Genomic DNA, 24,430 nt, shown 5'->3' on the forward strand with positions numbered 1-24,430 from the left:
GCTCGACCGGGCCCGACCATCGTAGGCGAGCCACGGGACCAGCGGGGTCGTCGTTCAGCCCGCGGCAGCGGGGAGCTCGCGCACGAGCGCGGCGGCGAGGCTGCCGGACGCGTCCGGCCCGACGCGGACGTCGGTCAGCCCCAGCCACCCGGCCATCGTCCAGAGCTCGGCCGCGAGCTCGTGCGCGACCTCGCCGTCCCCGGGTGCTCCCGAGAGCACGTCGCCCGCGGGAGCCGGCGCCCGGTGCACGGCAGGCACGCGCAGGACACCCGCGCGCCGGTCCGCCTTGAGGTCCACGAGGGCCACCATCCGCTCGCCGAGCAGGAACGGCAGGACGTAGTACCCCCAGACCCGTGCCGCGGCCGGGACGTAGATCTCGATGCGGTAGCGCAGGTCGAACAGCGCCTCGGTCCGCGTGCGCTCCCACACGAGGGGGTCGAAGGGGCTGAGCAGCGCCCGCCCCCGTGCGCGGCGCGGCACGTGCGCGTCCCGGTGCCGGTACAGCGGGCCGCGCCAGCCCTCGACCTCCACCGGCCGGAGCACCCCGTCGGCGACGAGCTCCGCGACGACCGCGCTCGTCGGAGCGACGGCGGTGCGCCAGTGGTCCGCCAGGCACCGCACGCTCGCCACGCCGTGGGCGCGCGCGGCGATCTCGACCAGCCGTCGGCGCGCGGTCGCCTCGTCGGCCTGCGGCGCAGCGAGCACGTCCGGCGGGAGCACCCGGTCGGGACGGTCGAAGCGACGTTCGAACTGGGGGTTGCGACCGGCGGTCGTGAGCTCGCCCACGTAGAAGAGGTGCTCGAGCGCGCGCTTGGCGTCGGTCCCCGACCACCCCCACGCCGCCGAACGCCGACCGTCGCCGCCGAGGATCTCCTGCACCTCCCGCGCGGTGACCGGGCCCCGCTCGTCGACGATGCCGCGGACTGTCGCGACCTCCGGGGAGCGGCCCACGGGGACGCCGTGCAGCGTGTCCCCCCGCCGCTCCACCGCCGCACGATTGCCGGCGTGCTTGAACGCCAGGTCACGGAACGTCGCGGGCGGCACGAGCGACGCCTCGTGCGCCCACGTCTCGACCAGGCGGCGCGGCGGCCGCGACGTCGCGCGGTCCAGCGCTGCGACGTCCCACGCACCGACGCGCGAGTAGACGGGCATGAGGTGGGCCCGCGCCAGCACGTTGACCGAGTCGACCTGCAGCAGCCCGAGCCTGTCGACGACCCGCTGCAGCTCGCGCGCACCGGCCGGGAGCGACCGGGCCGGCCGGGGACGGTCGAGGCCGGAGGCGTGCAGGACGGCGCGGCGTGCCTGTGACCGGGTCAGCCTCTCCGGGCGGGTGTCGACCATGCCCCCGATCCTGCCCGGTTCCCCTGACATCGACGCCGCACGCCCGACGGCCGGCCGGCCGCACCGGGAACTGAATCCTTTCTCACCTCGCGCGTCCACGCGCGTGACGCCGAGCGCACGTCCGGCCGCAAGTTTCGCTCCATCACGGCGCGGCGGACGCCCGCCTCACCCCGCCTGGCGCACCACGACGCGGCACAGGCGCGCTGCTCAGCACGCCACGGCGAGGAGGCATCCGATCGCCCGGGGCGGCCGACGCACCCGAATCGCTTCAGCGAAGGCAGGGTCGCAGTCGAAAGTTTTCCGAAACATTCTCGCAGTACTTGACGGGCACCGTGCCCCGCGACGAACGTCGTTGCCCGGCCGCCGATCTCTCGGCACGCGTGGCGGTCAGGACCGCACTCCCGGTGCCGGGCGGACCGCGCCGTCCGGCACCGGGGCACCACCGGCGGCCGCACCGGGCCGCCGGCAGCACCCTGGACGGCGAGGGGCGGCGGGCCTGACGGCCCACCGCCCCGCGACCTCGTCCCGCCGGCGTCAGCCCGCGATGCGGCGCGATCCGCCGGTCACGACCGGCGCGTCGAGCTTGATGACGCCGTAGCTCCAGCCCCGGCGGCGGTACGCGACCGCCGGCTGGGCCGTCTCCGCGTCCACGAACAGGAAGAAGTCGTGCCCGACGAGCTCCATCTCGTAGAGCGCGTCGTCCACCGTCATCGGCTCCGCCCGGTGCACCTTCTCGCGGATCAGGACCGGGGAGTCACCCAGAACCTTCTCGGTGACCCCGTCCTCGCCCGGCTCGGGCGCCACAGGAGCCGGCGGCTCCGGCGCGGGAGGACGGACGTCCACGGGCGCCAGCGGAGTGTGGTTGCGGTGGTCCTTGCGCCGGTCGCGCGCACGGCGCAGGCGCTCGAGGAGGCGGCCGAGGGCGACGTCCAGGGCGGCGTACGCGTCATCGGCGCACGCCTCCGCCCGGATGACGGGACCCTTGTCGACCACCGTCAGCTCGACCTTCTCGCTGCTGCCGGACTGGCGCGGACTCGGTTCGTGCGACACGAGGACGTCGACGCGCTGTGCGCGCGGGGCCAGCTGCTCGATCTTCGCGAGCTTGCTCTCGAGGTGGGCGCGATACCGCGGGGACACCTCGGTGTGCCGGCCTGCAACCACGATCTCCATGTGGGCCTCCTGGGAGGTCAGGGGCGGGCAGCGCCCGCCCGGACGAAACGTACGTCTACGGCCCCACGGCGGGGGCGGGCGGCATCACCTCCTCGGCCGCGCATCCCCGCCGGACTGCTGCGGGAGTTGCTCACGGCGTCGTATCCAGGATCTCACGCTATCCCTCCTCGGCGTGCCCGGGACGCGGCGCGCTGCTCCGGACGGAGGACCCCGCGGTGCTCCGGCCCGACGGTGCCGGCGTGGCGGCGAGCGCGACGCCGGCCAGGACGGACGCGCCTGCGGCGGCGAGGGCGGCGTGGCACGCGGCGAGCGTCGCACCCGTGGTGAGCACGTCGTCGACGAGCACGACCCACCGGCCGCGGAGACGCGCGGCCCGGTGCGCGCGCACCCGGCCCGCGAGCGCCGCACCCCGTGCGCGCGCGGTGAGGCCTGCGAGGTCGGGGCCCGCGGACCGGCGCAGCACCCGGGCCCGCACCGCCGGCACGCCACCGTCCCGCAGCCCCGCGGTCACGGCTGCCGCCAGCGCGTCCACGGGCGCGCGCCCGCGTCGGCGGCGGGCGGCGGCCGTCGACGGCACGGCGACCACGAGCACGGGGAGATGCCCCGCGCCGGTCGCGTCGGGCAGGTGAGCAGCCACCGCTGCTCCCGTGCGGCGGGTAGCGGCGGCGAACGGCCGGTCGAGGTCGCTGCGTCCGCCGTCCTTCCACGCGGAGACGGCGTGGCGCACGGGCCCGACGAACACCGCGGGCGCCCACACCGGCAGCAGGGTCCGGCCGTCGAGGAGGTCCAGCCGACCCGCGTCGTGGTCGCGGCGGACGGCGGCGCCGCGCAGGGTCGCGGCGCACGGCGGGCACCACGTCACGTCCGGCCGGCCGCACCCCGCGCACGCCACCGGGACGACCAGGCCCACGAGGTCGTGGCACGCCGCGACGAGGAGCGTGCGCAGCGGTGAGCGCGTCTCGGGGGTGGGGGCGGTCGGCGGCTCGCAGGGCATGCCGCCAGCCTGCCGCGCGGACGGCCCACCTGCGGGCGCGGGGGACGCCCCGTGGACGGCGTGGCCACCACGCGTCCCTGGGGTCGGCTCGGTCCGCCGTGGGGACCGGACCCCGGGTCTCAGCCCGGGAACGCCGCCCCGGCGACGTCGAGCACGCCGGTCACCCCGGGCACGGCGACCCACGTGCCACCCTCGTGGCGCAGGAGGTCACCGTCGGCGGTGACGACGTACAGGGAGCGCGAGCCCCGGTCGGCGGCGAGCTCGACCGCGTCGGCCACCGCCGGCAGCGGCGTGCTGCCGCCGGAGACGGGGACGCGGTACGGCGTCACCCCGGCGTCGCCCTCGGCCAGCATGCCCAGCGTGACGTCGTCGACCCACACGATCGACGCGGCCGCCGCTGGGGTCAGGGAGCCACCGGCACGCACGCCCGGTCCGATGGTCAGCGGGACGCCGCCACCGTCGCGCGTCACCCCCGCCACGTTGAGGGTCACGCCGTCCGGCCCGCGGGACACGATCGCCACGCGCGTGCCGTCCCGCGACACCCGGACCGCCTGCACGGTCCGCCCGGCCAGCCAGTCCGCTGTGACCTCGACGGCCGTGCCGTCGAGCCGCACGGCGTCCAGCCGCCCGGCCCCCGAGCCCCGGGCGGTCCACACCCACGCGTAGCGGTCGACCGACGGCGCCGCGAGGGCCGGACCGGTCAGCAGCGTCCGCTGCTCGGCGCTGCCGACGGGGACCGTCACGAGGGTCGAGGGGTCGGCGAGCGCGACACGGACCAGCCCGTCCGCCGACCGCGCCGGGCTCCCGGGCGCGGCGCCCTGGACCACGCCCGCACCGTCGACGGCGGCGGGTGCGTCGGCGACGACGCGCAGCGTCTGCCCGTCGACGAGGATCTCCAGCTCGCCGGCGTCCGGGGCCGGGAGCACGTCGGGCACGCCCTCGATCACGGCACCCCCCGCGCCGGCCCGCACGACCAGGGTCGTCACGCCCAGGGGGCGCAACGACGCGTCGAGCTGCGCGAGCAGCAGCCCGCGGTCCGCCTCCAGGACCGCCCGGGCCGGCTCGAACGTCATCTCCGCCACGCCGCCGCGCTCGAAGGAGACCGCCTCCGGCTTGAGCTCGGTGCCCGGCGGGATCGCGGACGTCACGGCATCCTGCAGCCACGGCGAGGGGCCCGCGAGCAGCGCGCGCACCACGGCCGTCGGGACGTTGCGGTCACGGAAGAACCGCACCTCCGGGACGAGCACCCTGCTGTCCGGGGTCAGGAAGTACAGGGACGTCTCGCGGAACTGCTGCGCGAAGCGCCGCGAGTCGACCACGAGGACGTCCGGTGCGTACGCGATGCGCCAGGCACCCCGCGCGTCCTGCACCAGCTCGTAGCGCAGCGTCTCCAGCGCGTCCGCGGGCACCTCCACGTACCGCCCGTCGACGTCGACCTTCGCCTTGACGGCCAGGGACACCGTCACCTGGGCATCACCCGTCTGCTCGACCATCGTCGTGCTCGCGACGATCGTCTCCGCACCCGGGTCCCACTCGGAGCGCTCGTCGGCGGCGAGGAACTGCCGCGTGATGTCGAAGTCGCCGGTGACCTCGGCGTCCATGGCGAGCAGGAAGCCCTCGACGATGCGCGTCGGCTCGGCGTCGGTCTGCGGGCCCTGCGCGAGGACGACGACGCCGTCCTGCTCGCGCACCTGCCCCCCGCCGCCTGCCGTCACCGGTCCGCCGGTCGGGATCGCGACGCACCCCGTCATCACCGCGACCAGCAGCGCGGCGCACGCGACGGCGCGCGAGCGCGCCGCGCGCGTCACGACCGCCTCCGGGCGGCGCTGCTCGCGGTCGGGGCGTCGTCGAGACGCACGTCGGTGCGCACCGGGTCGGTGGGGTTGCTGACGATCGCGATCTCCCCCGTCATGGGCGGCAGGTCCGGCAGCGCCGCGGGATCGGTGCTCCGCAGCGGCTGGGCGTCCGCGGCCGGCTGGGCGTCCTGGTCCGGCACGAGCGGCAGCGGGGACCCGTCCAGCACGATGCCCGCACGCCGCGGCAGCGTGAGCCGGAAGCACGCACCCCGACCCGGGCGCCCCCACGCCTCGAGCCGACCGCCGTGCAGGTGCGCGTCCTCGAGCGAGATCGCCAGCCCCAGACCCGTCCCGCCCGTGGTGCGCGCCCGCGCCGGGTCGGCCCGCCAGAAGCGGTCGAACACGTGCAGGGCCTCGTCCTGCGTCATGCCGACGCCGTGGTCCCGCACCGTCACCGCGACGGCGGTGGCGTCGACCCCGACCCGCACCTCGACGGCCGAGCCGTCGGCGTGCTCGACGGCGTTGACCAGCAGGTTGCGCAGGACGCGCTCCACGCGTCGGGGGTCCACGTCGGCGGTGGCACGCACGTCGGGCAGGTCGACGTGCAACCACGACCCGCGCCTGACCGCGAGCGGGGTGGCGTTGTCGACGGCCTGCAGCACGATGTCGCGCACGTCGCGGCCCTCCGCGTCCAGCACCGCGGCACCCGCGTCGAAGCGGCTGATCTCGAGGAGGTCCGCCAACAGGTCCTCGAAGCGGTCCAGCTGCGTGGCGAGCAGCTCGGCGGACCTCTTGATGGCGGGGTCGAAGGCCTCCCGTGCCCCGTGGATGACCTCGCCCGCCATCCGGATCGTGGTCAGCGGCGTGCGCAGCTCGTGGGAGACGTCCGACACGAAGCGGCGCTGCAGCCTCGAGAGGTCCTCCATGCGCCGGATCTGGTCCTGCAGGCCCTCCGCCATCTCGTTGAACGTGCGCGCCAGCGTGGCCATCTCGTCCTGCCCGCGCACGGTCATGCGCTCCGATAGGTGGCCGTCCGCCAGCCGGTCGGCGACGTGCGCCGCCCGCCGCACGGGGTGCACGGTGCGGCGCGTCACCATCCACGTCATCCCCGCCAGCAGCGCGACGACCGCGACGGCCGCGAACGTGAGCGTCCGCAGCAGGAAGTCGAGCTGGCTCTGCTCGGCCTTCAGGCTGTACAGGAAGAACATCTGGTACGTGCCCGCCATCGGGACGTCGACCTCCTGCCCGACCACGATGCCGGGCTCGGCGCCGCCGTCGACGGCGGGGATCGCGACCGACTGCCAGTGCTGCCCGCCGTCCGCCACCGCCTGCTTGAGGTCGCGGCTCACGAGCTCGACCAGCGAGGGGTCGGTGGCGGTCGCGCCCACGCCGATCGACCCGGTCTGCCCGGGTGCCCGCAGCATGAAGACGTCACGCTCCCCCGAGCCGCCGTTGCGCTGCGCCGTGGTCACGTCCTGCAGGTCGCGCGCGACGTCCGTGAAGGTGCTGGCCGTCGACGCCGCGAGGACCTCCTGCGTCTGCTCCGTGCCGCGGGCGCTCTCGAAGAGCACCTGCTTCAGGCGCTGGTCGAACAGGCCCGCCCGGGTGACCTCGCCGACGTACCCGCCGATGACCGCGAGCGCGACGAGGCCGATCGTCAGGGTGGAGACCAGGACGCGCAGCTGCAGCGACGAGCGCCACCGCTGTACCAGGCCGCGCACGCGCCGCCGCGCACGCGCGCGGCCCAGCCGCCCCCAGGCGGTCAGCCGCGGCACGTCGTCGCACCCCCGCTCACGGGCACCCGGTGCACCGTGATCACGTCCCTGCGACACCCGCCTTGTAGCCGACGCCGCGCACGGTCACGACGATCTCCGGACGTTCGGGGTCGGTCTCGATCTTGGAGCGCAGGCGCTGGACGTGGACGTTGACGAGCCGCGTGTCAGCCGCGTGCCGGTAGCCCCAGACCTTCTCGAGCAGCACCTCGCGCGTGAAGACCTGCCAGGGCTTGCGCGCCAGGGCGACGAGCAGGTCGAACTCGAGCGGCGTCAGGGAGATCGACCGGCCGGCCCGCTCGACGCGGTGGCCGGGGACGTCGATCGTCAGGTCGCCGATCGCCAGGTGCTCGGGAGCCGGCTCGTCGCTGCGGCGCAGCCGTGCGCGCACCCGCGCCACGAGCTCCTTGGGCTTGAACGGCTTGGAGATGTAGTCGTCGGCGCCGGACTCGAGCCCGAGGACGACGTCGACGGTGTCGCTCTTCGCGGTCAGCATGACGATCGGCACGCCGGACTCGCCGCGGATCTGGCGGCACACCTCGGTGCCGTCCTTGCCGGGCAGCATGAGGTCGAGCAGCACGAGGTCCGGCTGGGTGGCCCGGAAGACCCCCAGCGCCTCGTCACCGTCCTCGCAGAAGACCGGCTCGAAACCCTCGGAGCGCAGCACGATGCCGATCATCTCGGCCAGGGCGGTGTCGTCGTCGACGACCAGGACGCGTCCCTTCATGCGGTGATCCTCTCACCGCAGAGGGTGTGCACCGGGGCGAGCGCGCCGCGCAGAGGGGTGACGTGTGGATCCGCAGCCGCCGCCCACCTGCACCGTGGCACCATGGGACCCGCCGACGCGCCGACGCTGTCGGGCCGCAGCACGCGACACACGAGGAGCCCGACGCATGACCTCCCCGCAGGACGACGGCACCGGCACCGCGCCCTGGGCGCACCCCGCCGGCCCGCCCGCGGACGCCACGCCCTCGCACGCCCCGGTGCCGCCTCCGCCGGCCGCACCCGGCGGCCCGGGCGTCGGCTGGGGCTCTCCGCCGGCCCCTCCCGGATGGGGCACCGGCCCGGCGCAGGCGCCGGGTCAGGTCCCGCCGCCTGGTCAGGTCCCGCCGCCTGGTCAGGTCCCGCCGCCTGGTCAGGTCCCGCCGCCGGCGGCGTGGGGGCAGCCGTCCGTGCCGCCGGGCTGGGGCGCTCCGCCTCCAGGGTCGCCGCCGGCGTGGCAGGTGCCCGTGCTGCAGCCCGGGATCATCCCGCTGCGGCCGCTCGGGCTGGGCGAGATCCTCGACGGCGCGGTCCGCGCCGTGCGCGCGAACCCCGCCGTGATGTTCGGCCTCTCGGCCGTCGTGGTGACCGTCGCCGTCGCGCTGCAGACGCTCGTGCAGCTCTACGTCACGAGCCTCATCGGGGCAGCGCTGAGCGACACGACGCTCGACGGTGCGATGACGGCCGCCGACTCCGCGGTCTTCTCCGAGCTGCTCTCCACGAGCGGTGGGCAGGCGCTGACCGTTCCGCTGCTCATCCCGGTGACGTCGGTGCTCACCGGGCTGCTCATCGTGTCGGTGAGCCGCTCGGTGCTCGGTCAGCGGGTCGCGCTGCGCGAGGTGTGGCGCACGCGCCGGGTGTGGCTGCTCGTGGGGTTCGCCCTGCTGCAGCTGCTCGCGTCCCTGCTGGCGGTCGCGCTGTGGATCGGCGCCCTCGCGGCGCTGGCCGCGGCCGGCGCCGACGGGGCGGCCGTCGCGGTCGGCGTGCTGGGCGGCCTCGCGCTCGTCGCGCTCCTCGTGTGGGTCACCACGCGCACCCTGCTCGTGCCGCCCGCGCTCATGCTCGAGGGCAAGCGGTTCTGGCCGACGGTCGCGCGGGCCTGGCGGCTGACGCGCGGCAGCTTCTGGCGGCTGCTCGGCATCTACGTGCTGTCGAACCTGCTGGTGTCCGTCCTGATGTACCTCTTCCTCGTCCCGGCCGCCGTGGTGGCCGGTCTCGTCACGGCCGCGTCGGGGTCCGACGACCTGACGGTCCTGGTCTCGGCCCTGGGCCAGATCGTCGGCCTGACGCTGTCCACGACGTTCCTCGCCGCCGTCGTCGCACTGCTGTACGTCGACGTGCGGATCCGTCGTGAGGGCCTCGACCTCGACCTCGCCCGGGCGGCGACGGGTGCCGCGTGACGCTCACGGGCCGGTCGTGACGTGCGCGTGCTGAGCGGGGTGCCGGTGGAGCCCGACGCGGCGCAGGCACGCCGGTGGGTCGGTGAGGAGCTGCTCGACCCCGCGTACCACCGCCAGGAGTCACTGCTGCAGCGGGGGCTGACGTGGGTGGCCGAGCAGCTCGACAACCTGCCGTCGATCGGCATGTCGAACCGGACGGCGCTGCTCGTGGTCGTCGGCGTGGCGGTCCTCGTGGTGCTCGTCGCGCTGCGCGTGGCGGGGCCGGTGCGTGCGGGCGCGCGGCGCCGGCGCACCGCGGTCCTGCACGCCGACGACCGCCGCACCGCAGCCCAGCTGCGCGACGCCGCCGACGCCGCGGCACGCGCCGGCACGTGGTCCGTGGCCGTCGCCGACCGGTACCGGGCGGTGGTCCGCGACCTCGAGGAGCGCGGGCTGCTCGACGAACGTCCCGGCCGCACGGCGCACGAGGCCGCGCGGGTCGCCGCCGCGGTGCTGCCCGCGCACGCGGCCGCGCTGCGGCGCGGTGGCGACCTGTTCGACGACGTCGTGTACGGCGAGCGGTCGGCCACGCCCGACGACGACGCGACGATGCGCGACCTCGACGCCGTCGTCCGTGCGGCGCGACCCGCGGCGGTCGGGGCGTGAGCGCGACGACCGCGCCCGTCGTCGAGGTCGTCGGGGACGGGTCGACCGCACGCTCCCGGGCGGCCGGTCGCTGGCGGCGCAGCCGCCCGTGGCTCGTGGTGCTCGGCGTCGTGCTGGTCGGCGGCCTGGTCCTCGCGCTGCCGGCGCCGCCCTCGAGCACCACGCCGGGCGCACCCGACAACGCGGGCGCCACCGGCGCGCGGGCCGTGGCCCAGGTGCTGGAGCAGCAGGGCGTCACGGTCGAGCACGTCACCACGACGGCCGCCGCGCTCGCGGCCGCCACCGGTGACAGCACGGTCCTCGTCGTGGGCGACCAGTGGCTCACGCAGGAGCAGACCGACGCGCTCCTGGACCTGCCCGACGACCTCGTGCTGGTCGACGCCGGGTGGGCGCTGTCGACGATCGCGCCGGACGTCGTCGCCTCGGGGACGGGGAACAGCCGCGTGCGGCGCGAGGCCGCGTGCGACGACCCCGACGCCCTCGCGGCCGGCACCATCATCGCCACGGGCGGGTACGTCGACCTCGGGGGCGAGGCCACGACGTGCTTCCCGACCGGTCCGGGCGTCGACGGTGGCGCGTACCTCACCCTCGAGCAGGGCGGCCGCCGGGTCACCGCGCTGTCCGACCTGCACCCCCTGACGAACGACGCGGTCGACACCGCCGGCAACGCCGCGCTCGCGCTGCGCATGCTGGGACGCCACGACCACCTCGTCTGGTACGTGCCGAGCCTCGACGACCTCGGTCCGGTGCAGACAGGTGACGACACCCCGGCGCTGGCCGACCTCGTGCCGTGGGTGCGGCCCGTCACGGGCTGGCTTGCGCTGGTGCTGGTGGTCACGATCGTCTGGCGGGCACGCCGGCTCGGGCCCGTCGTCGCCGAACCGCTGCCCGTCGTGGTCCGCTCGGCCGAGGCGGCACGCGGCCGCGGCCGCCTGTACCGACGCGCCCGGGCGCACGGCCACGCCGCCGCGGCCCTGCGCGCGGGCACGGCGGCGCGCCTCGCGCACCGGCTCGGGCTGCCGCGGTCGGCCGACGCCCCCGCGCTCGTCGACGCCCTGGCACGCGCCACCGGACGACGCGCCGGTGACGTCGAGGCACTGATCTACGGGCCGCCGCCCACCGACGACACGGGCCTCCTGCGGCTCGCCGACGACCTGCACCACCTGGAGAGCGAGGTACACCGACCGTGACCGACGACACGCTGCGACCCCCGAGCACCTGGGACGCCCCGCAGGGCCCCCTCGCGCCGAGCGCCACGAGCACCGACGCCGACCTGCGCGCGTCGCTCGCCGCCGTCCGGACCGAGGTGGCCAAGGCCGTCGTCGGTCAGGACGCCGCGGTGACCGGCCTGATCATCGCGCTGCTGTGCCGTGGTCACGTGCTGCTGGAGGGCGTCCCGGGGGTCGCGAAGACCCTGCTGGTCCGCTCGCTTTCCGGCGCCCTGTCGCTGGGCACCAAGCGCGTCCAGTTCACCCCGGACCTCATGCCGGGCGACGTCACGGGCTCCCTCGTCTACGACGCCCGCACGGCCCAGTTCTCGTTCCGTGAGGGGCCGGTCTTCACGAACCTGCTGCTGGCCGACGAGATCAACCGCACGCCCCCCAAGACGCAGGCCTCGCTCCTGGAGGCGATGGAGGAGCGGCAGGTCACCGTCGACGGCGAGGCGCGCATGCTGCCCGACCCGTTCGTCGTCGTGGCGACGCAGAACCCGGTCGAGTACGAGGGCACCTACCCGCTGCCCGAGGCCCAGCTCGACCGCTTCCTGCTCAAGCTGCTGCTGCCCCTGCCCGAGCGCACCGACGAGGTCGAGGTGCTGGCTCGGCACGCGGCCGGGTTCGACCCGCGCGACCTCGCCGCGGCCGGTCTGCGTCCCGTCGCCGGGGCCGACGACCTCGCCCGTGCGCGGGCGCAGGTGGCACGCGTGCAGGTCGCGCCGGAGGTCCTCGGCTACGTGGTCGACGTCTGCCGCGCGACCCGGACGTCACCGTCCCTCAGCCTCGGCGTGTCCCCGCGCGGGGCGACCGCGCTCCTGGCGACGTCGCGCGCGTGGGCCTGGCTGTCGGGCCGCGACTACGTGACGCCCGACGACGTGCAGGCGCTCGCGCACCCCACGCTGCGCCACCGCGTCCAGCTGCGGCCCGAGGCCGAGATCGAGGGCGTGTCGGCCGAGTCGGTGCTGGACACGGTGCTCGCGTCCGTCCCGGTCCCCCGCTGATCCCGTGGCCCTGACGTCGCGCGCGGTCCTGGTCGCGCTCGCCGGGCTGGTCCCGGTGGCACTCCTGCCCGCACCCCTGACCGTCCTCGTGTGGGCGCTCGTCGTCGTCGTCGTGTGCGCGGTCGACGTCGCGCTCGCCGCCTCGCCGCGCGAGCTCGCGGTGTCGCGCCGCCTGCCGCCATCCGTGCGGCTGTCGGGCACGGTGGACGCCGTGCTCACGCTGCGGAACGTGGGCCGGCGCACGTCGCGTGCGCTGGTGCGCGACGCCTGGCCGCCCTCGACCCTGCCCGACGGCGACGCCCCCACGGGCGCTCGGACGCCACGGCACCGCGTCGACGTGCCCGCGGGCGAGCAGCGGCGCGTGACCACGACGCTCGTGCCGACGCGGCGCGGTGACGCCGTGGCCGACCGCGTCACGGTCCGCACGCTCGGACCGCTGGGCGTCGCGGGGCGGCAGGCGACGCTCGACGTGCCGGGGCGCCTGCGCGTGCTCCCCGAGTTCGCGTCCCGCCGACACCTGCCCTCGCGCCTGGCGCGGCTCCGTGAGCTCGACGGGCGTGCCGCGGTGCAGGTGCGGGGCGCGGGCACCGAGTTCGACTCGCTGCGCGAGTACGTCGACGGCGACGACGTCCGCTCGATCGACTGGCGGGCGACCGCGCGTCGGCGCGAGGTCGTGGTGCGGACCTGGCGTCCCGAGCGGGACCGGCACGTGCTGCTCGTGGTCGACACCTCCCGCACGAGCGCGGCGCGCGTGCTCGACGGGACCCGGCTCGAGGCGTCGGTCGAGGCGGCCCTGCTGCTGGGCGTCCTGGCGGCGCACGCGGGCGACCGCGTCGAGCTCCTCGCGTACGACCGCCGGGTCCGTGCCCGCGCGGCCGACTCGCACTCGGCACGCGTGCTGCCCGCGCTCGCGGAGGCGCTCGCCGGGGTGCAGCCCGCTCTCGTGGAGACGGACTGGCCGGGACTCGTCGGGCAGGTGCGCTCGCGCCTGAGCCGGCGGGCGCTCGTGGTGCTGCTGACGTCGCTCGACCCCGCGGCGGTCGAGCAGGGCCTCCTCGACGTCGTGGGCGGGCTGACACGTCGTCACCAGGTGGTCCTCGCGTCGGTGGCGGACCCCGAGCTCGAGGAGCTGCGGACGTCGCGGCGCACGGTCGACGAGGTGTTCGACGCGGCCGCAGCGGAGCGCACGTCGCTCGAGCGCGACGCGGTCGCCGTGCGGCTGCGGCAGCGGGGCGTCGAGGTGGTCGAGGCGTCCCCCGACGACCTCGCACCCCGGCTCGCCGACACCTACCTCGCGCTCAAGGCGGCCGGACGGCTCTAGCTGTCGTGCCCCGTGCTGTCGTGCCCCGCGCCGGTCCCGTGTCGGTCGCGCGCGCTAGGTTCGGTGCGTGCTGGACGACCGTGACCTCAACCGCGCCCTGCTGGCGCGTCAGCACCTGCTCGAGCACACGTCGCTCGACGTCCCCGCGGTCGTGGAGCGCCTCGTCGGGCTGCAGGCCCAGAACCCCTGGTCGCCGTTCCTGGGCCTGTGGAGCCGGGTCGCGGGCTTCACGACCGGCGACCTCGACACGGCCCTGACCGACAGGACCGTCCTGCGGACGGCCGTCATGCGCTCGACCGTGCACCTCGTCTCGGCGCGTGACGCCCCGGTCCTGTCGGCTCTGGCACGCCCGGTCATGGCGGGCGAGCTGCGCGCCAACCCGCGACGGCGCGCCGCCCTGGACGTCGTCGACCTCGACCGGCTCGTCGAGGTCGCGGCCGCGTACGTCCGCGAGGAGCCCCGGGTGACGACCGCCCTCGGTGCGCACCTCGCGCGGGAGTGGCCGGCGGCGCACCCGCAGGACCTGTCGGCGTTCGCCCGCGCGCTGCTGCCCATGGTGCAGGTCACGCCGCGCGGGCTGTGGCGGCGCTCGGCGGCCACCACGTGGACGACGCTGGACACGTGGGTCCCCGACGCCGTCGCGGCCGCCGGGGACCTCACGGCCGCCGATGTGCAACGCCGCGCGCTGGAGGACGTCGTGCTGCGCTACCTGGCGGCGTTCGGCCCTGCGAGCGTCGCGGACGTCCAGGCGTGGTCGGGGCGCACCGGCCTGCGCGACGTCGTCGCCGGGCTGCGCGACCGCCTCGTGACGCTCCCGGGGGCACCGACCCGTCCGGGCGGGCGCCCGCGCGAGCTGCTCGACCTGCCGGACGCGCCGCGGCCCGACCCCGACGTGCCGGCACCCGTGCGGCTGCTCGCCGACTACGACAACCTCTGGCTCGCGCACGCGCAGCGCACCCGCGTGATCGACGACGAGCACCGCCGCCGCCTGCAGACCCCCAACGGCCGGCTGCCCGCGGCCGTCCTGGTCGACGGACGGGTGCGGGCGACGTGGGCCCTGGAGCGCGTGCGCACCGGGAGCGGACGCACGGGCCGCGGGGTGGCCGCGACCCTGACGATCACACCGCTCGAGCCCCTGGGCGCGGCGCGGCGCCGCGAGGTGCTGGCTGCGGCGGAGCCCGCCGTGCGGTTCCTCGCCGACGACGCGGACACGCACGCGGTCCGCTACGCGGACTGAGCGCGCCCGGACGTCAGCCGGCGGTCGCGACCGTGTACCCGGCGCGGTCGGCGTCGAGGTCCCCCGTGTGGCCGGCAGCGACGGCACGGCGGCCCAGCACGAGCACGTACGTCCAGAACGCCGCCAGCACGACCGCACCGACGGTCACCTTGACGGGCCACGGCAGCGTCGAGCCGGTCACGAACCCCTCGACGAGCCCCGACACGGCGAGCACGCCCACGAGCCCGATCGCGACCGTGAACAGCGCGCGCCCCTCCTGCGCGAGCGCCCGACCGCGGGTCCGCGGGCCCGGGTCGACCCACGTCCAGAACAGCCGCAGCCCGGCGGCGCCCGCCACGAAGATGGCGGTGAGCTCGAGGAGCCCGTGCGGCGCGATGAGCTGCAGGAACACGTCGAGACGACCGTGCGACGCCATGAGCCCGCCCGCGGACCCCACACCCACCGCGTTGCTGAACAGGACGTAGACGGGCGCGATCCCGGTGATCCCGGTCCCCACGCACAGCGCCGCGATCCAGGCGTTGTTGGTCCACACCATCGTGGCGAAGCCCGCACCGGGCGCGTAGTACTCCTCGAACGCGTGCTCGACGTACTGCCGCTGCTCGGCCGGCGAGCCCATGAGCGCCAGGGCGTCCGGCGACGTCGCCACGAGCACCCCCGTCGCGATGCCGACGACCAGGAACGCCGCGGCGACGCCGACGGTCCACCAGCGGATGCGGTACAGCGCCGAGGGCAGCCGCAGGACGACGAACGACGCCACGTCCGACCAGGACGGCGCGTGCGTGCCCGAGAGGCGGCTGCGCGCGCGCACCAGCACCTGCGACAGGCGCGAGACCGTCTCCGGGTCGGGCGCGGCCGACCGCACCGCTGACAGGTCGGTCGCGGTCGCCTGGTACAGCGCGACGAGCTCGTCGGCCTCGGCACCGTTCAGGCGGCGGCGGCGCGCGAGCACGTCGAGACGCTGCCAGGTGGGCGTGCGCGCGCGGGTGTAGGCATCGAGGTCCACGCCCCCAGCCTGCCATCGACCGGGGCCGGTGCGTGCGGGCCGCGCACCGTGAGCGGTGCCGGATAGTCTGCGCGGGTGACCGCCACGACGCCCCGACCGCCCCAGCTGTACGACGGCGTCGTGATCGGCGAGGGCGTGCTGCTCGACTCGCGGCCCGCGTCGGTCGCCTCGCGCCTCCTCGCGGCCGTCGTCGACCTCCTGGCGCTCGTGGTGCTCCTGGTCGTCGCGGCGATCGTCCTGTCCAACCTCTCGCTGCAGCTGGACCAGTACACCGGCCGGATCCTCATGATCGCCGTGATCGTGCTGGTCACCGTCGTGCTCCCGACGACGGTCGAGACGCTGACCCGTGGCCGCTCGCTCGGCAAGCTCGTCGCCGGCGTGCGGATCGTGCGGGACGACGGCGGCGCCATCGTGCTCCGGCAGGCCTTCGTCCGGGCGCTCACCGGCGTGGCGGAGCTGTGGCTCACGCTGGGGTCCGTCGCGGTCATCTGCTCGATCGCGCACCCCCGCGGCAAGCGGGTCGGTGACATCCTCGCGGGGACCTACGGGTCGCGCGTGCGGGCCGCGGCCCCGGTGCGCTCGTCGGCCGTCATGCCGCCCCAGCTCGCGGGCTGGGCCACGCACGCGGACGTGGCGCGCCTCCCCGACGGTCTCGCGCTCGCCGTCCGGCAGTTCCTCGGACGCGCCGGCCTGCTGCACCCTGGCTCGCGCGCCGAGCTGGGGACGCGTCTCGCCGCCGACCTGCTCCCGTACGTGAGCCCGCCGCCGCCGGCCGGCACGCACCCCGAGGCCTTCCTGTCCGCCGTGCTCGCCGAGCGCGGCCGCCGCGAGACCCTCGTCGAGCTCGAGCGGGTGCGCCGCGAGCAGGCCGAGGCCGTCCTGCTGCGCCGGCTGCCGCACGGCGTCCCGGACCCCGACCTCTGACGCCTCGCGGCGCCCGGGCGGATCAGGACGCCGGGCGCGCCTCGTCCACCAGCAGGACCGGGATGCCGTCGAGCACCGGGTAGCGGAGCGGTCGCTCGGGGTCCGTCGAGATCAGCACCGGGGAGCCGTCGGCGTCCCGGCCGTCGACGAGCTCGGCGCCCGTCACGGGGCACCGCAGCAGCGCACGCGCCCACGGCTCGAGGTCGGTCGCAGGTCGGTCGGTCGCCGTCATGGCATCTCCAGGGTCGTGGGGTCGTCGGCCCGCCGGGGCGGGCCGGGCAGGCGTCAGGCGCGCGTGGTGCCGTCGGGGCCCAGCGCGCGGCCGTCCCCGTCGACGACGAACCAGGCGGTCGCCTCGCAGCCGGGGCACGACGCGAACACGGCCGGTCGACCGTCGGGCAGCGCGACGCGCAACCGGGTCAGATCGTCCTCGCCGCAGGCGTAGCAGGCGGGTGCCGTGGCCGAGTCGTCGACCACGGGCCGGGTGATGGAGCCGAGCGGCTCATCCGCGGGCGGACGCCGGTCCCGGGCGGCGCTCACTGCTGCTCGCCCTGGGGCGACCCCGGGACGACCCGCAGGTGGCCGCGGCGGCGGGACGTGTCGAGCGCCGGTGCCGCCACGGGCGTCAGCGTCGGCGCGGGCTCGGGGGCACGTCGACGCCCGGCCTCACGCACCGCCTCGGCGAGGGCGACCAGGTCGTCGTGGCTGGGTGCCGCTGCCTGCAGGTCGGGGAGCAGCCGCACGACCTCCCAGCCCCGCGGGGCCGTCAGCCGGTCGGCGTGCTCGACGCACAGGTCGTACGAGTGCGGCTCGGCGAGCTGGGCCAGGGGCCCGAGCACGGCCGTCGAGTCGGCGTACACGTAGGTCAGTGTCGCGACCGCGGCGTGCGGGCATGCGGTGCGCGAGCACTGCCGGACGGATCTCACGAGCAGACGGTACCCCCGACGGCCCGCGCCGCGTCAGGCGGACGGGCGGCGTGTCGGGCGCGCACGTGCGCGTGGGGGCGCGTGGCTACAGTGACGGGGTGAGTCCGCTCGGCCCCCGTCGCCCGTCCGCGCCCGGTGAGGGCGCCCGTCCTCCCGCCGTGCGTCGTCGCACGACGGACGCCGCTGTCCCTGCCGCGGCCGCGGGACCGGTGCGCCGTCGGGACCGTCGGGGCCGGGGGCTGCGGGGCACGGTGCTGCCGATGACCACGCCGGGGTACCGCACGCGCGCCGAGCGCTTCGACGACCTCGTCCTGGACGCCGTGGAGGACCTCGAGCGGCGCTGGGCGCGTCAGCTCGACGGCGCGGAGTTCGCCGTCGAGGACGTCCCGCCGTCGAACCCCGCGCCGTGGGAGCACGGCGGCGTGCCGCTGGGGCGGTACTTCCCCGCGGACGCAGGGCTGCCGCACCGGGTCGTCGTGTACCGGCGCCCGGTCGAGGCGCGCGCGGCCGACCCCGCCGACCTCGCGGACCTCGTCCGCGACGTCGTCGTCGAGCAGGTCGCGCACCTCCTCGGGCGCAGCCCGGAGGAGGTCGATCCGGGGTACGACGACGGACGGTGAGCCCGCGCCCACTAAGGTGGCCGACGATGAGCACGTCCCCCGCCCCCGAGCTCCACGCCCCCACCCCCGGCGGTACGCCGCGCGTCCGCGTCGTGTGCGTCGTCTACCACCCCGGTGACGAGCTGGCTCGCTTCGCAGCGACGCTGGCCACCGCCTCCACGCTGCCCGTCGAGCTCGTGGTGGTCGACAACGGCACCGACCACGCGGTCGCCTCAGCCGTGACCAGCGGCGTCGCCGGCGCCCGGCTCGTCGTGCCGGGCGCCAACCTGGGCTACGGCGCCGCCGCGAACCGCGGTGCCGCCGGTGCGACGACGCCGTGGCTCGTGGTCGCGAACCCCGACATCGAGTGGTCCCCCGGCTCGCTCGACCGGCTCGTCGCCGCGGGCGACGAGCAGCCCACCGCCGGTGCGCTCGGCCCGATGCTGCTCAACACCGACGGCACGACCTATCCCTCGGCGCGCGCGCTGCCCTCGCTGCGCCTGGGCGCCGGGCACGCGGTCTTCGCCCGACTGTGGCCGCACAACCCCTGGACGCGCGCCTACCACGCCCGTCAGGAGTCGACCGGCGGCTACCTGCGCGAGGCCGGCTGGCTGTCCGGAGCGTGCCTGCTCCTGCGACGGTCCGCCTTCGAGCAGGTCGGCGGCTTCGACGAGTCGTACTTCATGTTCTTCGAGGACGTCGACCTGGGCGAGCGCCTCACCCGCGCCGGCTGGGAGAACCTCTACGTGCCCGACGTCCGCGTCACGCACGTCGGCGGGACCTCGTGGCGCGAGCGCCCCGCGCCCATGATCCGGGCGCACCACGCGAGCGCGCTCGCGTACCTGGGCCGCCGGTACCCCCACTGGTACCAGGCACCGCTGCGTGCGGCGCTGCGCCTCGGGCTCGGGCTGCGCGAGCAGATGCAGCTGCGCCAGCAGGTGCAGCTGCACGGCGGGTCCGACTAGGTCGTCGGGCGGCACGTCGGCCCCCGGGCACGGCCCACCGCGGGACCGGTGGTCAGCCTCGTGCGGGACGCGCGTCCTCGCGGACGTCGCGCGCGTCGGCGGAGCCCGTGACCGGCACCGGCCCCAGCACGGCCATGAGGGAACCGTCCTCGCGCTCCACCCTCAGGGACACCGCCCACGCGACGGCGACGTCACCCTCGGGTACGAGCTCGACACCCACGGCGCCCTCGGCCAGGTCGGCGACGCGCCAGGCACCCGTCGTGCCCGCGTCCACGCGCACGTCGTGCTCCGAGAGCGCCCGACCGTCACCCCCGAGCACGCGCAGCGTCGCGGTCGCCTCACGGGTGTCGTCCGCGTCACGTCCCACGGCGCCGACGACGACGGCGGCGTCCGTCCCGCGCGGCAGGGCCACCACGCCGTGGGCGTCCAACGCGCTCGAGGCGGACCACGCGCGTTCGACGCGCTGCTCGTCGTCGAGGCCGCCCTGCTGCCCCACGCTCGTGGTGACCGCGCCTGCGACGACCGGGGCCTGTGCGTCCACGACGACCGTGTACACGCCCTCCGGCAGTCCGCCCAGGGGGACGTCCGTCACCTCGCCGGCCGCCAGCGCCACGTCCTGCGCGCCCGGCAGGGCGACCGGTCCGTCACCACCCAGCAGGGCGATGCGCGCGGTCGTCGCGTCGCGGGGGGCCAGGAGGCGCAGGACGGGCGCGTCCGGCGACCCGACCTGCGACTCCGCCACCACCAGCCCGGTGACCACCTGACGCGTCGCCGGGGCGTCACCGGGGACGACCAGGTCCGTGCCGGCGGGTGTGAAGCCGCGCACGGCGGTGTCCTGCACGTGCGCCGCGACCTGACCGCCGGCGGCCGTGAGGTGCACGACGAGAGCCGCCTGGTCCGCCGCGAGCCCCCCGAGGTCGATCTGCTTGGTGCCGCCCGCCGCGACGACGTGCTGCGTCGTGCTGACGTCGACCGGCCCGGTGGGGCCGAAGACCTCGAGCTCCACCTGCGCGACGGTCAGGCCCGGGTTCGTGAGGACGAGCGTGGCCGTCGACCCCACCGCGGTGGCTGCGCCGACGAGCCAGTCGTCGCTGGAGGGCGTGCGGCACGAGGCGGCCGCGAGCCCGCGCGCGTCACCGTCGGTGACGACGGACGCGACGCTCGCGGCGGCGACCGGTGACGTCTCGCGCGGCTGCGCCCGCACGGCGAGCGGCGCGTCCACGTCGCCGAGGTGCAGGCTGCCGCCCCCGCCGGGCGCGTCGGCGGCCGCGCCGGTCGGTCCCGTGGCCACCACGGCCAGCGGGCCCGCACCCGCGCCGGCGGCGGTCACGGCGTCGAGCGCGACCTGCGCGGGGACAGGCGCGGGGTCGAAGGCCGCGTCACCGCGGACCGTGCGCTCCGGCAGCAGGACCGGCCCGGGGCACTGCAGGGTGACGGGGGTCGGCGCGACCTCGACCTGGACGGCCGCGAGCGGGGCCACCGGCGCGTCGCCGACGCGTGCGGCCGCGGCGACCGCGCCGCCGGCGAGCGCCAGCACCAGGACGCCGGAGGCGGCACGTGCCGCACGGCGGAAGCGGTCCTCGCGCGGGGCCGGCGCGCGCTCGGGGTCGGTGGTGGTCACGTGCGCACCCCTCGGCGACGTCGGAACGGCAGGGCCAGCAGGAGCGTGACGAGCGCGGTCGCGCCCAGCGCTGCGAGCCACGGCGTGCGGTACGGCCCCTCGTGGCGGACCTCGAGCCGTCCACCGTCCTCACCGACGGCGAACGCCTGCCGCCAGCCGACGTCCACCGACGCCAGCTCCCGGCCGTCGAGAGTGGCACGCCAGCCGTCGTCGGCCCGCTCGGCCAGCACGAGGGTGCGCGGACCGTCACCGGCGGCCAGCGTCGTGGCGACCGCACGACCCCGGGCGGCGACCGGCACCGCCTCGGCCCGCGGGTCGGCCGGGTCCGCGCCGGACCCGATGATGCGTGCCCAGCTCGTGACGGCCTGCCCCGCGGTGCCGCGCACGCGCCAGAGCGTCCCGGTGCCGTCGTGCGTCACGCGCTCGAGCCCGGCCGTGGCGTCGAGCACCGCGACGAGCCGGCCGCGTGCCGAGCGGGCCGCAGGGTCCTCCCCCAGGACGCCGGGCACGAGCACGTCACCGACACCGAGCGCGCCGACGTCGGCCGCGACGTCCCCCGCGGCGCCCTGCACGAGACGGGCCGCCAGCACGTCCACCTCGGCGTGCGCGGCGTCGGGGTCGGTGGCCGTGGGTGCGTCGAGCGGCCCCGTGAGGCGCCGCAGGTCGACGGCGGCGGCGTGGTCGACGAGCTGGTCGCCGTCGGCCCGCAGGAGCGACCAGTCGACCGACCCGTCCGCCCGCACCCCGAGCGCGAGCACGCGTGACGACGCGTCGGACGACGCGCCCTGCTGCCCCACGACGGGCACGACCGGTGCGGCCGAGGCCCGCAGCGCCACGGCGTCACCGGCGCGCGCGGTCCAGGCCCAGCCGACGACGCCGCACGCCACCGCGACGACGGCGACGACGGTCCCCAGCGCGACGACGGGCTGGCGCCAGCCGAACGAGCGGCGCGCGAGGCGCTCCGTGAGCCGGTCGCTGGCCAGCACGGCGGCACCGAGCAGGCCGAGCGTGGTCAACGACACGGTCGCACCCGTCCAGGCCGGCCCGACCGCGTCCGGCGCCACGGCCGCCGGGAGGGCCGCGACGGCGGCACCCGCGGCGGCACCGACCGCCGCCACGACCCAGCACAGCCGCACGGCGCGCGCGACGGGCCGTCCGCGCAGCAGCCCCAGCACCGCGAGCACGAGGACGACGCCGCCGGCCAGGTACGGCCACGCGGACGCGAGGACGTCGGGCAGGCCCGCGGGCACGAGCGCCGACGCGTCGGCCGGCACACCCAGCAGGCGCGCGGGCGCTGGGGCCGGCGCGACGACGGCCGCGGGTCCCGCGTCGGCGAGCAGCAGCCGCACACCGTCGAGGCCCCGCGTACCGACCTCGAGGAGCAGCGGCGCCAGGAGGACGAGCGAGGGCACGAGGACGCCGAGCACCCGGGCGCGCGACCGTGCGCGGCCGCGCGGCAGCGCCAGGGCGATGACGAGGACCAGCAGGACCGCGGGAACGAGCAGGACGGGAGCGGCGGCGACCGTGACCGCGAGCGCCAGCGCGGCACCGGCCGCTGCTGCGAGCGACCCGGTCGGGTCGGGCGCGCCGACGAGCCGCGGCGGGCCGTCGGGCGTGCCGTCCGTCGTCCCGGCGGTCGCGGCCCCGGTCTGCGCCGTGCTGTCGGACGCGGCCCGCGGCTCGCTGTCATGCGTCACGTCGGTCACCTCGGCCCGCGAACGCGCGAGCGGCAGCGCTCCGGACACCGGGCCGCGCGGCGCCGGCAGCGCGGTGCCGCGCACCGGGGTGGTGACGTCCACCTCGTCGTGCACCTGCCCGGCGTCGCTGCCGACGCCCGGCGCGGCGTGCCGTCCCGCCGGGGCCTCCGGGAGCCCGAACCGACGGACCGCCGCCTCCTCGGCGCGCGCGGCGGCGTGGGCGTCGGCGTCCGCGTCGGCCTCCGAGCGCACGGCCGTCGCGACGCCCGGGAGCACCTGGTCCACACGCTGCACACCCACGGCACGCACGATGCCCAGCGCGACCCACGGGAGGGCCGCGTGGGCCAGGACCGGGCCCAGACGGCCCGAGCCGACCGCGAGCAGGAGCGCGGGCGCGCACGCCCACACGCACGCCGCCCAGGCGCGCACGCCGACCGAGCGCGTCGCGGCGCCGGCCGCCGCCCAGGCGCCCAGGCCGGACAGCACGACGGCCCCCAGCACGACGACGCCCACCGCCGCACCCAGGTCTCCCCCGAGCAGCGCGGCCACGGGCACCAGCACCACGAGCAGAGGGTCGGCGGGGCCCGGCGCGCCCAGCCCGCCGGGGACCCAGCCCGAGGTGGCGGCCGTCCACACGTCACCCAGGTCCGTCGTCGCGCGGGCGAGCGCGTCGCCCACGAGCGAACCACCGGCTGCCACGGCGCCGACGAGCCGGCCGACCGCGACGGCGCTCAGCAGGGCGAGGCCGCCGACCAGCGCGCCCACCGCCAGGCGACGGCGCGTGGCCAGGACCGCGAGCTCGCGCAGCTCGAGCTCGCTCGGCGCCCGCACGACACGGCGCGACTCGCGGCGCGCGAGCCTGCGGTCGCGCGCCTGCTGCCACACGTCGCGCCACGCAGCCTGCAGCGGGCGCAGCGTGCGCCGCGGGACGACGCCCGTCAGGCGCGAACGGCGCCGCGCGCGCACGACCGCACTCGGCTGCAGCAGCACGAGCAGGGCGACGCGCAGCTCGGCGACGGCCAGCTCGGGCCGCTTGGCGGCGAGCTGGCCGAGCCCACGCAGCACGGCCGCCCCCAGCATGACGAGCACGACGAAGGGGACGAGCGGCAGCGGCGCCCACGCGAGCCGCGAGTGCAGCAGCGCGCGGCGGCGGCCCGCGAACGAGCGCGTCGGGTCCGCGGCGTCCGGCTCGCCGTCGCCGTCGAGGTCGACGTCGGCCACGACCCCGTCGGAGCCCGCGGGGCCGCCACGGGCGGGACGCAGCCCGTGGTAGGCGGCCTGCGCGTGCCGGACGACGGCCGTCGGGACGACGACCACGCGGTGCCCGGCCAGCCGCGCGCGGCGTGACAGGTCGAGCCCGTCGCCGAAGGGGCCGAGCGCGGGGTCGGTGCCGCCGAGGACGTCCCAGACGTCCCGCCGCACGAGCGAGCCCGCGAGACCCACGCCCAGCACGTCGGTGCGCCCGTCGTGCTGGCCCTGGTCCAGCTCGCCGGGCTCGACGTCCGTGACCCGGCGTCCCGAGAGGGTCGTGCGCACGCCCACCTCGAGCAGGCGCTCGGGGTCGGTCCAGGTGCGCTGCTTGCATCCCGCCACCGCGACGGAGGGGGCGTTCGACACCGTGCGCACCAGGCGCGCGAGCGCCTCGGGCGCGGGGGCGCTGTCGTCGTGCAGGAGCCACAGCCACGGCGTCGGCCGCTCGTCGAGCGCCTCGGCGAGGGTCGCGAGACCCGTGCGGACCGCGTCGCCGAAGGTCCTGGCCTGCGGGGCGCGCACCGTCGAGAGCCGGGGTGCGGGTGCGGCGGCTCCCGCGAACGCCGCTTCGAGGACGGGTCCGAGCGGCGGACCGGTCTCGGGACCGACGTCGACCAGGAGCACGCGCAGCGGCCGGCGGACCTGCTCCGCGACGGCGCGCAGCGTCGTCGCGAGGTAGGCCGTGCGGCCACGGGTCACGACGACGGCGGTGACCGGTGTGGTCACCGGGACCGCCGCGGTCGTGATGGGGTCCACAGGGGACAGCGTCTCAGTCATGCTCGCGCCATCAT

At 76.9% G+C, this 24,430-nt stretch carries 21 protein-coding genes; 9 read left to right on the forward strand and 12 right to left on the reverse strand.

Annotation, left to right across the window (positions count from 1 at the left end; all coding sequences use genetic code 11):
- Window positions 1–54: 54 nt before the first annotated feature.
- The 6 genes from KKR89_RS11675 to mtrA all read right to left on the reverse strand — a co-directional run bounded on the left by KKR89_RS11675 (window position 55) and on the right by mtrA (window position 7,800).
- Window positions 55–1,341 carry a winged helix-turn-helix domain-containing protein gene (locus KKR89_RS11675; RefSeq protein ID WP_208195485.1) on the reverse strand — a complete coding sequence of 429 codons (1,287 nt, stop codon included), beginning with the start codon at window positions 1,339–1,341 and terminating at the stop codon, window positions 55–57.
- A 534-nt stretch (window positions 1,342–1,875) separates the two neighbouring features.
- Window positions 1,876–2,511, reverse strand: coding sequence for a ribosome hibernation-promoting factor, HPF/YfiA family (gene hpf / locus KKR89_RS11680; RefSeq protein WP_208195486.1), 636 nt, complete (start codon window positions 2,509–2,511; stop codon window positions 1,876–1,878).
- A 157-nt stretch (window positions 2,512–2,668) separates the two neighbouring features.
- Window positions 2,669–3,505, reverse strand: a complete 837-nt coding sequence (locus tag KKR89_RS11685; RefSeq protein ID WP_208195487.1) for a ComF family protein — start codon at window positions 3,503–3,505, stop codon at window positions 2,669–2,671.
- A 119-nt stretch (window positions 3,506–3,624) separates the two neighbouring features.
- On the reverse strand, window positions 3,625–5,313 hold the full coding sequence (locus KKR89_RS11690) for an LpqB family beta-propeller domain-containing protein (protein ID WP_208195488.1): 1,689 nt from the start codon (window positions 5,311–5,313) through the stop codon (window positions 3,625–3,627).
- Window positions 5,310–7,076, reverse strand: a complete 1,767-nt coding sequence (mtrB, locus tag KKR89_RS11695) for an MtrAB system histidine kinase MtrB (RefSeq protein WP_208195489.1) — start codon at window positions 7,074–7,076, stop codon at window positions 5,310–5,312. Before mtrB ends, KKR89_RS11690 begins: the two co-directional genes overlap by 4 nt.
- Before the next feature lie 40 nt (window positions 7,077–7,116).
- Window positions 7,117–7,800 carry an MtrAB system response regulator MtrA gene (mtrA, locus tag KKR89_RS11700; protein ID WP_208195490.1) on the reverse strand — a complete coding sequence of 228 codons (684 nt, stop codon included), beginning with the start codon at window positions 7,798–7,800 and terminating at the stop codon, window positions 7,117–7,119.
- Between the two features lie 502 nt (window positions 7,801–8,302).
- On the opposite strand from mtrA, the gene KKR89_RS11705 reads away from it, so the two are divergent.
- The 6 genes from KKR89_RS11705 (at window position 8,303) to KKR89_RS11730 (ending at window position 14,653) form a co-directional block, all read left to right on the forward strand.
- Complete coding sequence (locus KKR89_RS11705; RefSeq protein ID WP_208195491.1) at window positions 8,303–9,235, forward strand: glycerophosphoryl diester phosphodiesterase membrane domain-containing protein; 933 nt, start codon at window positions 8,303–8,305, stop codon at window positions 9,233–9,235.
- Window positions 9,236–9,256: 21 nt separating this feature from the next.
- A complete protein-coding gene (locus KKR89_RS11710) occupies window positions 9,257–9,880 on the forward strand; it encodes a DUF4129 domain-containing protein (protein WP_208195492.1) in 624 nt (207 codons plus the stop codon).
- Window positions 9,877–11,070, forward strand: a complete 1,194-nt coding sequence (locus tag KKR89_RS11715) for a DUF4350 domain-containing protein (RefSeq protein WP_208195493.1) — start codon at window positions 9,877–9,879, stop codon at window positions 11,068–11,070. The genes KKR89_RS11710 and KKR89_RS11715 overlap by 4 nt, the downstream gene beginning before the upstream one ends.
- Window positions 11,067–12,095: an AAA family ATPase gene (locus KKR89_RS11720; protein WP_251140870.1), complete on the forward strand. Its 1,029-nt coding sequence runs from the start codon at window positions 11,067–11,069 to the stop codon at window positions 12,093–12,095. Before KKR89_RS11715 ends, KKR89_RS11720 begins: the two co-directional genes overlap by 4 nt.
- A gap of 4 nt (window positions 12,096–12,099) precedes the next feature.
- Window positions 12,100–13,416 (forward strand): DUF58 domain-containing protein, encoded by a 1,317-nt coding sequence (locus KKR89_RS11725; RefSeq protein WP_208195494.1) that lies wholly within the window; start codon window positions 12,100–12,102, stop codon window positions 13,414–13,416.
- A gap of 67 nt (window positions 13,417–13,483) precedes the next feature.
- Window positions 13,484–14,653 carry a winged helix DNA-binding domain-containing protein gene (locus KKR89_RS11730; protein WP_208195495.1) on the forward strand — a complete coding sequence of 390 codons (1,170 nt, stop codon included), beginning with the start codon at window positions 13,484–13,486 and terminating at the stop codon, window positions 14,651–14,653.
- Window positions 14,654–14,666: 13 nt separating this feature from the next.
- On the opposite strand, the gene KKR89_RS11735 is transcribed toward KKR89_RS11730, so the two are convergent.
- A complete protein-coding gene (locus tag KKR89_RS11735; RefSeq protein WP_208195496.1) occupies window positions 14,667–15,656 on the reverse strand; it encodes a stage II sporulation protein M in 990 nt (329 codons plus the stop codon).
- A 75-nt stretch (window positions 15,657–15,731) separates the two neighbouring features.
- Between KKR89_RS11735 and KKR89_RS11740 the strand changes: the two genes are divergently transcribed.
- Window positions 15,732–16,580: an RDD family protein gene (locus tag KKR89_RS11740; protein ID WP_208195497.1), complete on the forward strand. Its 849-nt coding sequence runs from the start codon at window positions 15,732–15,734 to the stop codon at window positions 16,578–16,580.
- 22 nt (window positions 16,581–16,602) lie between these two features.
- Here the strand turns inward: KKR89_RS11740 and KKR89_RS11745 are convergent, their stop codons facing one another.
- From KKR89_RS11745 to KKR89_RS11755, 3 genes are read right to left on the reverse strand one after another with little or no spacing between them, the layout of a single operon-like run.
- Entirely contained in the window at window positions 16,603–16,812 is a 210-nt protein-coding gene (locus tag KKR89_RS11745) for a Trm112 family protein (protein WP_208195498.1), read from the reverse strand.
- A gap of 53 nt (window positions 16,813–16,865) precedes the next feature.
- Window positions 16,866–17,120, reverse strand: a complete 255-nt coding sequence (locus KKR89_RS11750; RefSeq protein ID WP_208195499.1) for a hypothetical protein — start codon at window positions 17,118–17,120, stop codon at window positions 16,866–16,868.
- Window positions 17,117–17,506, reverse strand: a complete 390-nt coding sequence (locus KKR89_RS11755) for a DUF3499 domain-containing protein (protein WP_208195500.1) — start codon at window positions 17,504–17,506, stop codon at window positions 17,117–17,119. The genes KKR89_RS11750 and KKR89_RS11755 overlap by 4 nt, the downstream gene beginning before the upstream one ends.
- 260 nt (window positions 17,507–17,766) lie before the next feature.
- Here KKR89_RS11755 and KKR89_RS11760 point away from each other — a divergent pair, with 260 nt between their 5' ends.
- Complete coding sequence (locus KKR89_RS11760) at window positions 17,767–18,126, forward strand: metallopeptidase family protein (RefSeq protein WP_208195501.1); 360 nt, start codon at window positions 17,767–17,769, stop codon at window positions 18,124–18,126.
- A 26-nt stretch (window positions 18,127–18,152) separates the two neighbouring features.
- Window positions 18,153–19,070, forward strand: a complete 918-nt coding sequence (locus KKR89_RS11765; protein ID WP_208195502.1) for a glycosyltransferase family 2 protein — start codon at window positions 18,153–18,155, stop codon at window positions 19,068–19,070.
- A 52-nt stretch (window positions 19,071–19,122) separates the two neighbouring features.
- Here the strand turns inward: KKR89_RS11765 and KKR89_RS11770 are convergent, their stop codons facing one another.
- Together KKR89_RS11770 and KKR89_RS11775 are read right to left on the reverse strand one after the other, a co-directional pair.
- Window positions 19,123–20,691 carry a DUF5719 family protein gene (locus KKR89_RS11770; protein ID WP_208195503.1) on the reverse strand — a complete coding sequence of 523 codons (1,569 nt, stop codon included), beginning with the start codon at window positions 20,689–20,691 and terminating at the stop codon, window positions 19,123–19,125.
- Window positions 20,688–24,416, reverse strand: a complete 3,729-nt coding sequence (locus tag KKR89_RS11775) for a glycosyltransferase (protein WP_208195504.1) — start codon at window positions 24,414–24,416, stop codon at window positions 20,688–20,690. The genes KKR89_RS11770 and KKR89_RS11775 overlap by 4 nt, the downstream gene beginning before the upstream one ends.
- Between the last annotated feature and the right edge of the window lie 14 nt (window positions 24,417–24,430).

Origin of the sequence: Cellulomonas dongxiuzhuiae (assembly GCF_018623035.1) — a bacterium.
Classification (GTDB): Bacteria; Actinomycetota; Actinomycetes; order Actinomycetales; family Cellulomonadaceae; genus Cellulomonas; species Cellulomonas dongxiuzhuiae.